This window comes from Kitasatospora sp. NPDC004531, from assembly GCF_053602195.1.
Map to the genome: position 1 here is coordinate 1 of NZ_JBSGDD010000013.1, position 12,608 is coordinate 12,608.

At 75.7% G+C, this 12,608-nt stretch carries 9 protein-coding genes and 1 riboswitch; of the genes, 3 read left to right on the forward strand and 6 right to left on the reverse strand.

All coding sequences use genetic code 11. The features are described from left to right. Positions 1–1,490 (reverse strand): apolipoprotein N-acyltransferase (lnt, locus tag ACWEMJ_RS08500; RefSeq protein ID WP_452136211.1); only part of this gene is annotated, 1,490 nt, incomplete at its 3' end. A 107-nt stretch (positions 1,491–1,597) separates the two neighbouring features. Next, positions 1,598–5,206 carry a cobaltochelatase subunit CobN gene (gene cobN, locus ACWEMJ_RS08505; protein ID WP_452136212.1) on the reverse strand — a complete coding sequence of 1,203 codons (3,609 nt, stop codon included), beginning with the start codon at positions 5,204–5,206 and terminating at the stop codon, positions 1,598–1,600. A 190-nt stretch (positions 5,207–5,396) separates the two neighbouring features. Beyond that, a riboswitch (cobalamin riboswitch) is annotated at positions 5,397–5,461 on the reverse strand. Between the two features lie 285 nt (positions 5,462–5,746). Here cobN and ACWEMJ_RS08510 point away from each other — a divergent pair. From ACWEMJ_RS08510 to ACWEMJ_RS08520, 3 genes are read left to right on the forward strand one after another with little or no spacing between them, the layout of a single operon-like run. Next, the gene (locus tag ACWEMJ_RS08510; RefSeq protein WP_452136213.1) at positions 5,747–7,009 is read left to right on the forward strand and encodes a hypothetical protein; all 1,263 of its coding nucleotides are present in this window, start codon (positions 5,747–5,749) and stop codon (positions 7,007–7,009) included. Continuing rightward, on the forward strand, positions 7,006–7,632 hold the full coding sequence (locus ACWEMJ_RS08515) for a precorrin-8X methylmutase (protein ID WP_452136214.1): 627 nt from the start codon (positions 7,006–7,008) through the stop codon (positions 7,630–7,632). The genes ACWEMJ_RS08510 and ACWEMJ_RS08515 overlap by 4 nt, the downstream gene beginning before the upstream one ends. Further along, a complete protein-coding gene (locus ACWEMJ_RS08520) occupies positions 7,629–9,191 on the forward strand; it encodes a precorrin-2 C(20)-methyltransferase (RefSeq protein ID WP_452136215.1) in 1,563 nt (520 codons plus the stop codon). Before ACWEMJ_RS08515 ends, ACWEMJ_RS08520 begins: the two co-directional genes overlap by 4 nt. Here ACWEMJ_RS08520 and ACWEMJ_RS08525 read toward each other — a convergent pair. From ACWEMJ_RS08525 to ACWEMJ_RS08540, 4 genes are all read right to left on the reverse strand, one after another. Beyond that, positions 9,176–9,928, reverse strand: coding sequence for a cobalt-precorrin-6A reductase (locus ACWEMJ_RS08525; RefSeq protein ID WP_452136216.1), 753 nt, complete (start codon positions 9,926–9,928; stop codon positions 9,176–9,178). The two genes, ACWEMJ_RS08520 and ACWEMJ_RS08525, sit on opposite strands and share 16 nt — an antisense overlap. Before the next feature lie 123 nt (positions 9,929–10,051). After that, positions 10,052–10,462 (reverse strand): RidA family protein, encoded by a 411-nt coding sequence (locus ACWEMJ_RS08530; RefSeq protein ID WP_452136217.1) that lies wholly within the window; start codon positions 10,460–10,462, stop codon positions 10,052–10,054. 32 nt (positions 10,463–10,494) lie between these two features. Beyond that, entirely contained in the window at positions 10,495–11,253 is a 759-nt protein-coding gene (locus ACWEMJ_RS08535; protein ID WP_452136218.1) for an IclR family transcriptional regulator, read from the reverse strand. After that, on the reverse strand, positions 11,250–12,479 hold the full coding sequence (locus tag ACWEMJ_RS08540) for a sugar kinase (RefSeq protein ID WP_452136219.1): 1,230 nt from the start codon (positions 12,477–12,479) through the stop codon (positions 11,250–11,252). Before ACWEMJ_RS08540 ends, ACWEMJ_RS08535 begins: the two co-directional genes overlap by 4 nt. Positions 12,480–12,608: the final 129 nt, after the last annotated feature.

The window sequence follows — 12,608 nt, forward strand, 5'->3', positions numbered from 1 at the left end:
AGGCGCGGAGCCAGCGCCGTCGCCCCGGCCGCCGCCGTCACCGCCAGCGCCGACAGCGGCACCCAGTCGCCCAGCCGGACGTACCAGGTGCGGGCCGCCGGATCGGCCGGCGACAGCCGCACCGTCACCGCGCCCGCCTCGCCCGTGGTCATCCGCGCCAGCCGCCGGCCCTGCGCGTCGTACGCCACCGACTCGCCCGTCAACGCCGCCTGCACCACCGGCCGGCCGGACTCCGCCGCGCGGATCGCCCCCAGCGAGGCGTGCTGCGCCGGCGCCCAGGTCGACTGGAAGGTCGAGGTCGCCGACTGGTAGACGATCACCTCGGCGCCCTGCCGGGCCGCGGTCCGCGACATGTCCGGGAACGCCGACTCGAAGCAGATCAGCGCGCCGACCGGCAGCGGCCGCCCGCCCCGACCCTCCACCGGCAGCAGGTGCACCGCGCGGCCCGGCGCCCGGTTCTCGCCCGCCGCCGCGCTCACCCCCGCCACCCAGCCCAGCAGCGGACGCAGCGGAATGTACTCGCCGAACGGCACCAGCCGGATCTTGCGGTAGCGGGCCAGCACGCCCGACGGGTCCACCAGCACCGCGTCCTTGGAGATCCGGCCGTCCGCCTTCCGGGCGTCCTCGCCGACCAGCAGCTGGGCGCCCGTCGCCGCGGACAGCGCCGTCAGCCGCTCCAGCGTCGCGCCGTCGCGGTCCAGGTCGGCGGTGGTCGAACTCTCGCCCCACACCACCAGGTCCACCGGGCGGCCCGCCAGGGAACGGGTGATCCGGATGTTCGCCTCCAGCCGGGCCCGCTCGTCCGCCGTCCCGCCGGCCTGCACCAGCGCCACCGACACCGGGGCGCGGGCCGCCGGCGCGGCCTGCGCCGCGAACGCCGCCGGGCCCGCCAGTACCGCCGCCACGGCCGTCGCCTCCGCGAGCAGCCGGGTCCGGACACCGCGCGCCACCAGCAGGACCACCACCGCGGTGTTGACCGCGACGAGCGCCCAACTCACCAGCCACACCCCGCCGATCGAGGCCAGGCCGAGCACCGCCGGATGCTCCCACTGCGACGCGCCCAGCAGCGCCCACGGCCCGCCCAGCGCATGCCAGGACCGGGCGAACTCGGCGCCCACCCACACCGACGGGACGACCACCAGTGCCGCCGCCGACCGCCGCAGCGCAGGCTCGCCGCCCAGCAGCCACCGGACGGCCAGGCCCACCGGCGCCTGCAGCACCCCGAACAGCACCGCCAGCACCGGCAGCGCCGGACCGATCGACGGGACCAGCCAGTACATCGCGGTCAGGATGAACCCCGCGCCGAACCACCAGCCCCGCACCAGCGCCTCGCGCGCCGTGCCCGCCGCCCGCATCAGCAGCAGCCCCGGCACCAGCGCCACCCAGGCCAGCACGGCCAGGCCGGCGCCCGGGAACGTCAGGACGGGCAACGCGCCCGCGGCCAGCGCGCCGTAGCGCGCCGGGCGGGTCAGGGCGGTTCGCAGGCTCATGCGGAGATTGTCCGCCCGGGCGGACCGGAAGACACCCCCGCGCGATCACCGCCCGTCAAGTGTCGTCCGGCGTTCATCCCCGGGGAACCTCGAAGCTGCGAGCGGCGTCACTCGCCCTCCAGGTCGCCCTCCGTCTCCAGGAAGACCTGCCGCAGCTCCGCCAGCAGCGCCGGATCCGGCTCCGCCCACAGGCCGCGCTCGGCGGCCTCCAGCAGCCGCTCCGAAATGCCGTGCAGCGCCCACGGGTTGGCCTCGGCGAAGAACTCCCGGTTGACCGGGTCGAGGACGTACTCCTCGGTGAGCTTCTGGTACATCCAGTCCGCGACCACGCCCGTGGTGGCGTCGTAGCCGAACAGGTAGTCCACCGTCGCGGCCATCTCGAACGCGCCCTTGTAGCCGTGCCGGCGCATCGCCTCCAGCCAGCGCGGGTTCACCACCCGGGCCCGGAACACCCGGGCCGCCTCCTCGGTGAGGGTGCGGGTGCGGACCGTCTCCGGGCGGGTCGAGTCGCCGATGTACGCCGCCGGGCTGCTGCCCGTCAGCGCGCGCACGGTGGCCACCATGCCGCCGTGGTACTGGAAGTAGTCGTCCGAGTCGGCGATGTCGTGCTCGCGGGTGTCGGTGTTCTTCGCCGCCACCGTGATCCGCCGGTACGCGCTCTCCATCTCCTCCCGGGCGGGCCGCCCGTCCAGGTCGCGGCCGTACGCGTAGCCGCCCCACACCGTGTACACCTCGGCCAGGTCGGCGTCCGTGCGCCAGTCCCGGCTGTCGATCAGCTGCAGCAGACCCGCGCCGTACGTCCCCGGGCGGGAGCCGAACACCCGGACGGTGGCCCGGCGTTCGTCGCCGTGCTCGGCCAGGTCCGCCTGCACGTGCGCCCGGACGAAGTTCTGCCCGGCCGGCTCCTCCTGCCGGGCCGCCAGCCGCACCGCGTCGTCCAGCAGCGCCACCACGTGCGGGAACGCGTCCCGGAAGAAACCCGAGATGCGCAGCGTCACGTCGATCCGGGGACGGCCCAGCTCGTCGAGCGGGATCGCCTCCAGGCCGCTCACCCGGCGCGAGGCGTCGTCCCACACCGGACGCACACCCAGCAGGGCCAGCGCCTCGGCGATGTCGTCGCCGGCGGTGCGCATCGCCGAGGTGCCCCACAGCGACAGGCCCACCGACGGCGGGAACTGCCCGTCGTTGTCGGCCCGGTAGCGCTCGACCAGGGACGCGGCCAGCGCCTGCCCGGTCTCCCAGGCGAGCCGCGACGGCACCGCCTTCGGGTCCACCGAGTAGAAGTTCCGGCCGGTCGGCAGCACGTTGACCAGCCCGCGCAGCGGCGAACCCGACGGCCCCGCCGGGACGAACCCGCCGCGCAGCGCGTGCAGTACCGCGTCCAGCTCGTCCGTGGTGCCGGACAGCCGGGGCACCACCTGGGTCGCCGCGAAGGTCAGCACCTCGGCGACGGCGGCGGGCAGGCCGGCGGCGACCCGCTCGACGGCCGCTGGATCCCAGTCCGCGGCCTCCATCGCCTCCACCAGCGCCCGCGCCTGCGCCTCGGCCGCGTCCGCCGCGCCCAGCGTCGGCGCCGCCTCGTCCAGGCCGAGCGCCTCCCGCAGGCCCGGCAGCGCGCTGACGCCGCCCCAGATCTGCCGCGCCCGCAGGATCGCCAGCACGATGTTCACCCGGTCCGTGCCCACCGGCGCCTGGCCGAGCACGTGCAGGCCGTCGCGGATCTGCGCGTCCTTCACCTCGCACAGCCAGCCGTCCACGTGCAGCAGGAAGTCGTCGAAGCCGTCGTCCTCCGGCCGCTCCGCCAGGCCCAGGTCGTGGTCCAGCTTGGCGGCCTGGATCAGCGTCCAGATCTGCGCCCGGATCGCCGGCAGCTTCGCCGGGTCCATCGCCGCGATGTTCGAGTGCTCGTCCAGCAGCTGCTCAAGACGCGCGATGTCGCCGTACGAATCGGCCCGCGCCATCGGCGGCACCAGGTGGTCGACCAGCGTGGCGTGCGCCCGCCGCTTGGCCTGGGTGCCCTCGCCCGGGTCGTTCACCAGGAACGGGTACACCAGCGGCAGATCGCCCAGCGCCGCGTCCGGACCGCACTCGGCCGACAGCGCCGCCGTCTTGCCCGGCAGCCACTCCAGGTTGCCGTGCTTGCCCAGGTGCACCACCGCGTGCGCGCCGAAACCGCCGTCCTGCTGCGCCGCCGCGATCCAGCGGTACGCCGCCAGGTAGTGGTGGCTCGGCGGCAGATCCGGGTCGTGGTAGATCGCCACCGGGTTCTCGCCGAACCCGCGCGGCGGCTGGATCAGCACCAGCAGATTGCCCGAACGCAGCGCCGCCAGCACGATGTCGCCGTCCGGGTTCTGCGAACGGTCCACGTACAACTCGCCCGGCGGCGGCCCCCAGTGGCGCTCCACCCGCTCGCGCAGCGCCGCCGGCAGGGTGGCGTACCAGCGCCGGTAGTCGGCCGCCGGGATGCGCACCGGATTGCGGGCCAGCTGCTCCTCCGTCAGCCACGCCTGGTCGTAGCCGCCCGCCTCGATCAGCGCGTGGATCAGCGCGTCGCCCTCGTGGCCGTGCTCGGTGTCGGTGTCCAGGCCCGGCAGGCCGTCGCCGAGGTCCATGCCCTCCGCGCGCAGCCGCTCCAGCAGCCGGATCGCGGACGCCGGGGTGTCCAGGCCGACCGCGTTGCCGACCCGGGCGTGCTTCGTCGGATAGGCGGACAGCACCAGGGCGAGACGGCGCTCGGCCGCCGGAATGTGCCGCAGCCGGGCGTGCCGCACCGCGATCCCGGCCACCCGCGCCGCCCGCTCCGCATCCGCCGCGTACACCGTCAGCCCGTCCTCGTCGACCTCCTTGAACGAGAACGGGACGGTGATCAGCCGGCCGTCGAACTCCGGCACCGCCACCTGCGTCGCGGTGTCCAGCGGCGACAGCCCGTCGTCGCTGCCCTCCCACTGCGCCCGCGACCAGGTCAGGCACAGCGCCTGCAGGATCGGCCGGTCCAGCGCCGCCAACGCGCCCGCGTCCCAGGCCTCTTCGTCGCCGCCGGCCTGCGCGTCCGCCGGCCGGGTGCCGCCCGCCGCCAGCACCGTCGTCACGATCGCGTCGGCCGCGCCCAGCTCCGCCAGCAGCTCCGGCTCCGCGCCGCGCAGCGACGCGCAGTAGTACGCGCGGGCCTGCGCGCCCTGCTCCTCGATCGCCCGGCAGAGCGTCTCCACGAACGCCGTGTTGCCGCTCATGTGGTGCGCCCGGTAGTACAGCACCGCGATCCGCGGACCCTCCACGGGCGCGGCGACGCGTTCCAGCGGACCCCAGGACGGGGCCGAGGCCGGCGGCGCGAAGCCGTGACCGGTCAGCAGCACCGTGTCCGACAGGAACGCGCCCAGCTCCGCCAGGTTCGCCGGGCCGCCGTGCGCCAGGTACGCGTGCGCTTCCGCCGCGATGCCCGCCGGCACCGTCGACAGCTCCATCAACTGCGCGTCCGGCGCCTGCTCGCCCGTCAGCACCACCACCGGACGCGGCCCCGCGAGCAGCACGTCCAGCCCCTCCTGCCAGGCCCGCCGCCCGCCCAGCAGCCGCACCACCACCAGCTCGACACCGTCCAGCAGTTCGGGCAGCGCGGCCGGGTCCAGCCGGGCCGGGTTGCCCCACCGGAACCGCACCGGACCGCTCGACGCCCGGGCACTCAGCAGGTCCGTGTCGGACGTGGACAGCAGCAGGATCATGCGAAAGCCCTCCCGGGCGTCTCGAACAGCGCGGACAACCCGGACGCGGAAGCACAGGAGCGGTCGAGGACACGGAACGGCCCGGCGGGGACGAAGCCCGCGGGCACCCGCGGGGACGCAGGCATGCGGCAGCGCATGGCACGAACCTTCCTCGGGGTCCTCGCCCCGGGCAGTGGAGGACGGCCGGAGTTCCTGGCTCCCGCGGCTCACTGAGCCGCGGTCACAGTGGCGGGACCGCACCGGATTCGCACCGGACTTCCTCCGCTGTGCCGTCGCTGGCAGCGGACGCCCCGAGAGGCGCCCGCCAGCATCGTACGGGTTGATGGGCCGTCCGGGGGAGTGTGAGCTGCGACGCGCCTGCGCCGCCGGCCCCTCGCACCGCGCTGAGCTGGGCGAACGCGCGCGATCGCGGGCCGCGGCGGAGCGGGCGCGGGCGCCGCGACGGGCCGGCCGGGGCGGCGGTGGGCGGGCGGTCGCGCGCTCCCCGGCGGGACGGTCGGGGCAGTGGCGCACGCGGCCGCCATGGGTATGCTCGCCGCCATGCCACCCACACCCGACGCCTTCGCGGCACCCTCCGTCGGGCCCGACCGAGGCCGCGCCGACGCCTGCCCCGGCGCGCTCCGGCTGCACCCCGCCGAAGACGGACACCTCGCCCGACTCCGGCTCCCCGGCGGCTATTTGACGCACCGTCAGCTGCTCGCCCTGGCCGATGCCGCCGACGCGCTCGGCGACGGCGAGGTCGAGATCACCTCCCGGGGCAACCTCCAACTGCGCGGCCTGCGCGAACACTGCGCCGCCGACCTCGCCGAACGCCTGCGCGCCGTGGGCCTGCTGCCCTCCGACACCCACGAACGCGTCCGCAACATCGCCGCCTCCCCGCTTGCCGGCCTCGACGACCGAGGCCGCCCCGACGTCGATCTGCCGCACTGGGTACGGGAGTTGGACGCCGCCCTGTGTGCCGCGCCGTGGGCCGCCCGGCTCTCCGGCAAATTTCTGTTCGCCCTCGACGACGGCCGCGGCGACACCGCCGCCCTCGACGCCGATGTGACCTTGATCGCAATCGGCGACGGCCGCGCCCTGCTGCGCCTCGGCCGCGCCCGCCGCGCCAGCGCCGTCGAGCGCCCCGTGGCCGCCGCGCTCGACGCCGCCCGGAGCTTCCTCGACCTGGCCGGCGGCCGCGCCTGGCACCTGCGCGAAGTGCAGGACGAACTGCCCGACGGCGAGCTGCCGCTGCCGCGCTTCGCCGGGGAGCGGCCCGCCCTGGGCGTCGTCGGCGACGCCGTGTCCGTCGGCCTGCGGTTCGGACGGGCCAGCAGCGCGCAGTGGCGACTGCTCGCCGAGGCCCTCGGCCCCGACGCCGCCGACAGCGTGCGGCTCACCCCGTGGCGCGGCGCCGTGGTGCCCGGGGTCGGGCCCGAGTGGCTGCCGCGCCTCGCCGACGCGGGTTTCCGGACCGCGTCCGGCGGACCCTGGGAGGGCGTCAGCGCCTGCACCGGCCTGCCCGGCTGCGGGAAAGCGCTTGCCGACGTCCGCGCGCAGGCCTCCCGGGCGATCGCCGCCGCCCCCGCCGAAGGCCTGCCCGTGCACTGGTCCGGCTGCGAACGCCGCTGCGGGCACCCCGCCGGACGCTGGGTCGACGTGCTGGCCACCGCCACCGGACACCGCGTCACCGTGGACGGCCGGGTCCGCGAGATCCACCGCCGCGCCGTGGCGGGCGAAGCCCCCGAGATGGACACCACCGAGAACGAGACCGCCGAGGCAGTGGCCGAGGCGCGCGATGCCGAATGGCGGAGGACCCGATGATCGACTACGAGAAGGACGGCGCGGCCATCTACCGCCAGTCCTTCGCCACCATCCGCGCCGAGGCCGACCTCGCCGCGCTGCCCGCCGACGTCGCCCAGGTCGCCGTCCGGATGATCCACGCCTGCGGGATGACCGACCTGGTCGAGGACCTGCTGTGGTCGCCGAACGTGGTCGCCGACGCCCGCCGCGCCCTGCACGCCGGTGCGCCGATCCTGTGCGACGTCAACATGGTCGCCAGCGGCGTGACCCGCAAGCGGCTGCCCGCCGACAACGAGGTGATCTGCACCCTCACCGACCCGGCGGTGCCCGAACTCGCCCGCGCCATGGGCACCACCCGCAGCGCCGCCGCCATGGAACTGTGGCTGCCCCGCCTGGAGGGCGCCGTGGTCGCCGTCGGCAACGCCCCCACCTCGCTGTTCCGCCTGCTGGAGCTGATCGAGGCCGGCGCGCCCCGGCCCGCCGCCGTGATCGGCGTCCCCGTCGGCTTCATCGGCGCCGCCGAGTCCAAGCAGGCCCTGGCCGAACACCCGTCCGCCCTGGAGCACTTGGTGGTCCGCGGCCGCCGGGGCGGCAGCGCGATCGCCGCTGCCGCGATCAACGCGATTGCGAGCGAATCAGAATGACGGACCGTCAGGAAATATCGGAGCAGGCCGTCGGGCGGCTGTACGGCGTCGGCGTCGGCCCCGGCGACCCGTCGCTGATCACCGTGCGCGCCGCCGAACTCATCGGCCGGGCCGACGTGGTGGCCTACCACTGCGCGCGGCACGGGCGTTCGCACGCCCGGTCCATCGCCGAACGCTATCTGACGGGCCGTCAGATCGAAGAGCGGCTGATGTACCCCGTCACCGTGGAGGCCACCGACCACCCGGGCGGCTACCGGGGCGCGCTCGACGACTTCTACCAGGAGGCCGCCGACCGGCTCGCCGCCCACCTCGACGCCGGGCGCGCCGTCGTCGTGCTCGCCGAGGGCGACCCGCTGTTCTACGGCTCCTACCAGCACATGCACAAGCGCCTCGCGCACCGCTACCCGACCGAGGTGGTGCCCGGCGTCACCTCGATCAGCGCCGCCGCCGCCCGCCTGGGCACCCCGCTGGTGGAGGCCGAGGAAGTGCTGACGATCATCCCCGGCACGCTGCCCGAGGAGGAGCTGACCGCGCGCCTCGCCGCCACCGACTCCGCCGTCGTGATGAAGCTCGGCCGCACCTTCCCCGCCGTGCGCCGCGCCCTGGAACGCGCCGGCCGCCTGGACGAGGCCCGCTACGTCGAACGCGCCACCATGGACGGCGAACGCACCGGCCGGCTCGCCGAGATCGACGCCGACAGCGTGCCGTACTTCTCGGTCGCCGTGCTGCCCAGCCGGGTCGCCGCCCTCGACTCCACCGGGCAGCCCTTCGAGGCGCTCGCCACCGAACTCCCCGACGGGGCGGCCGAGTCGGGCGAGGTGGTGGTGGTCGGCACCGGCCCCGCCGGACCGCTGTGGCTCACCCCCGAGGCGCGCGGCGCGCTCGCGGGCGCCACCGACCTGGTCGGCTACACCACCTACCTGGACCGGGTGCCGGTCCGCGCCGGGCAGGTCCGGCACGGCTCCGACAACAAGGTCGAGGGCGTCCGGGCCGAATTCGCCCTGGAGCTGGCGCGTCGCGGCCGCCGCGTCGCGGTCGTCTCCTCGGGCGACCCGGGCGTCTTCGCGATGGCCACCGCCGTCCTGGAGGCCGCCTGCGAGGACCCCTACCGGGACGTCCCGGTGCGGGTGCTGCCCGGCATGACCGCCGCGCACGCCGCCGCGTCCCGGGCCGGCGCGCCGCTCGGCCACGACTACGCGGTGATATCGCTCTCCGACCGGCTCAAGCCGTGGGAGGTGATCGCCCGCCGGCTGCGCGCCGCCGCCGAGGCCGACCTGGTCCTCGCGCTGTACAACCCCGGCTCCAAGTCCCGTACCACGCAGGTCGGTTCGGCCCGGGACCTGCTGCTGGAGTACCGCGACCCGGCGACCCCCGTGGTGATGGCCCGCGACGTCGGCGGCCCCACCGAGCGGGTCCGCACCGTCGCGCTCGCCGAACTCGACCCCGCCGAGGTCGACATGCGCACCCTGCTGCTGATCGGCTCCACCCAGACCCAGTGGGTGCGGCGCGGCGAGGACCACGACGTGGTGTGGACCCCGCGCCGCTACCCGGAGGCCTGACTCCTGCTGGTGTGAAGCCAGTCGACCGCCCCGGCGACGTCCGGGGCGGTCAGCACCCCGGGCGGGGCGGGCGGCCGCTGCACGACCACCACCGGAATGCCGAGCTCACGGGCGGCCGTCAACTTGGGGGCGGTGGCGGCGCTGCCACTGTCCTTGGTGACCAGCACGTCGATGCGGTGCACCCGCAGCAGCCCGCGCTCCCCGTCGAGGGTGAACGGCCCGCGCTCCAGCAGCACTTCGATGCGGCCGGGCATCGGCGCCACCGGCGGCTCCACCGAACGGGCCAGGAACCACAGGCCGTCCAGGTGCGCGAACGCGGCGATGCCCTGCCGCCCGGTGGTCAGGAACACCCGCCCGCCCAGCGCCGGCAGCGCCTCCGCCGCCGCCGCCAGGCTCGGCACCGGATGCCAGCGGTCGCCGTCCTGCGGCAGCCAACTCGGCCTGCGCAACGCCAGCAGCGGCGTGCCCGTCGCGGCGACGGCCAGCGCCGCGTTGCGGCTGATGGTCTGCGCGAACGGATGGGTGGCGTCGATCAGCGCGTCCACCCGGTGCGCCCGCAGCCACGCCGCCAGCCCGGCCGGACCGCCGAACCCGCCGACCCGCACCTCCCCGGCGGGCAGCCGCGGCTGCGCCACCCGCCCGGCCAGCGAACTCGTCACCCGCAACGCCGGATCGGCCGCCAGCACGTCCGCCAGCCGGCGGGCCTCGCTGGTGCCGCCGAGGATCAGAACGTGCATGGCGGACTCCGCAGGCCGACGCGATGGGACCGCACCAGCCTAACCGGGCCCGCCGCAGCGACCGAGGGCCCCCGGCGACAGTCGGTCGGGGGCCCGTTCGGAGGCGGCGTCGGGTGGCGGTCGTCAGTCCGTGACGACGGCCTGGGCGTCGATCTCCACCAGCATCGGCTCCTGCGGGAGTTCGACGAAGACGGTGGTGCGGCACGGCTTGACGCCGCCCGGCTTGACGTTCTCGTCGATGAACTCGGCGTAGACCTCGTTCATCAGCGGGAAGTCGGCGCGCTTGGTGAGGTAGACGCGGAACATCACGACGTCCTCGATGGTCGCGCCGCCGGCCTCGACGATGGCCTTGACGTTCTCCAGGGTGCGGCGGGTCTGCGCCTTCACGTCGCCGTGGTACAGGTACTCGCCGGTGGCCGGGTCCTGCGGGCCCTGGCCGGAGACCTGCAGGATCGGGCCCTTGCGGACGCCCTGCGAGAACATCCACGCCGGGGCCGGCGCGCCGTCGGTGCGGATCTCGGTCTTGTCGCTCATGTGCGGTGCTCCAGAAGGTAGTTGACGATGCGTCAGTGATGGCTGCCGCGCGCGGGCAGGCCCGCGTCGGCGGAGATCGCCCGGGTGCAGGCGAGCAGTTGGGGGAGCAGGTCGAGAACCTGCTCGTAGGGCAGGACCACGTCCGGGACGGAGATGGACGCGGCGGCGACCACCCGGCCGGAGACGTCCCGGATCGGCGCGGCCACGCAGTTGATGAACGCCTCGTGCTCGGCGTGGTCCTGCGCCCAGCCCTGCGCGGCGACCTGCTCCAGTTCGGCGAGCAGCGCGTGCGGGCTGGTGATGGTGTTCGGCGTGTGGACGGTGAACTCGATGGTGTCCACCACCCGGCGGCGCTCGGCCGGCGGCAGGTCCGCCAGCAGGATCTTCGCCACCGCCGTGTTGTGCAGCGCCGCCCGCAGTCCGATCCGCGAGTACATCCGCACCGGGTGCCGGGAGTCGTACTTGTCGATGTAGACCACCTCGCCGCCCTCGTACGCGGCCAGGTGCACGGTCTGGCCGGTCGTCGCGTTCAGCTCCGCCAGGTGCGGTGCGGCGGTGCGGCGGATGCCGCGCTGCTCCAGCGCGAGGCTGGACAGCGCGAACAGGCCCGCGCCCAGGTGGTAGCGGTACTGGGGATCGCGGTAGACGAACCGCTCCGCCTCCAGGCTCTGCAGCAGCCGCAGCACGGTGGTCTTGTGCACGCCGAGCAGGTCGGCCAGCTGGTCCAAGGAGCGTTCGCCGTCGCCGAGTTCGGCGAGCAGGCGCAGGGCGCGGGTGACGGTCTGGCTCATGGGTGTCCCGATGTTCCGAGGGTTTTGAGGGCTTCGGGGAGGCTACGGGGTGTCAGGTCCGTCGGGACCGCCGGGTCGGCGGCGGGCAGGCCGGCGGCAGGCGGGTCGGCGTCGAGCGCGCCGGCTGCGCGTGTGGAGGACGCGGCCGGTGAGTGGAGCGCGGGGGAGCGGAGCGCCGGGGCGTCGAGCGCGGGCGAGTCGATGCCGGACGCGGAGACCCGGGTCGCGGCCCAGCTCCGCTCGTCGGCGGCGAGCAGCGCGGCGACCGTGCGGGCGTCCGGCAGGGTGCCGTGGTCGGTGGGGGCGGTGAGCGCGCCGGCGGCCGACAGGTGGCCCAGGCGCAGCCGGGAGCGCTGGTCGAGCCCGCGCAGGGTGCCGGCCAGGTAGCCGGCGGCGAAGGCGTCGCCCGCGCCGGTCGGCTCCACCACCTCGACGCCGAGCGCGGGCTCGCAGACCGCGCCGCCGTCCCGGTCGAGCGCCGTGACCAGGTGTCCGGCGTCCTTGACGACCAGCACGGAGGGCGAGGGGAAGCGCTTTCGGAGGGCGGCCGGGTCGCCGGTGCCGAACGCCTCCTCGGCCTCGTCCGCGCCGAGCAGCAGCACGTCGGCGGCGTCCAGCAGGGCCGGCAGCACCGAGGGGTCGCGCAGGCGCCACAGCGCGGGGCGCCAGTTGAGGTCGAAGGAGACCAGCCGGCCCGGGCGGCGGCGGGCCAGCAGCGCACGCACCAGCGCGAGGCAGTCGTCGGAGAGGGCGGGCGTGATGCCCGTCAGGTGCAGCAGCGGCGCGCCGTCCAGCAGCGCGGCGGCGGCCGGGTCGTCCAGCAGGGCGGGGGAGAGTGCGGACGCGGCCGAGCCGGTGCGGTAGTAGTGCAGGCGGGAGCGGCCCGCGCCGAGGTCGTGCGGGAGGCCGGAGCCGCCGGTCTCCTTCAGGTAGACGCCGGTCGGACGGTGCGGGTCCACGGCGACGGCCGAGACGTCCACGCCCGCCGCCGCCAGGTCGCCGGTGAGGCGGCGGCCGAAGCCGTCCGCGCCGACCCGGCTGATCCACGCGGTCGGCACGCCGAGGGCGGCGAGCGCCGCGGCGACGTTGGACTCCGCCCCGCCCACCGAGGGCCGGAACGCGCCGACGGCCTCGAACGGTCCCGGCCGGTCGGGCAGCAGCGCCGCCATCGACTCGCCCAGGCACACCGCCCGGGCGATCGCCGCCCCGCCGTCCTGATCCGCCATCAATCCCGCTCCCTCACCCTCGGGCCCGTGCCCCCGCTCCCGCCGCGACGGCCCGCAGGCCCCGCGCTCGGCGGTGAGCCCGGATGCTGCGTGCCTGGTGGGAGGGTGGACGGGCCGCGTTGCGGTCCG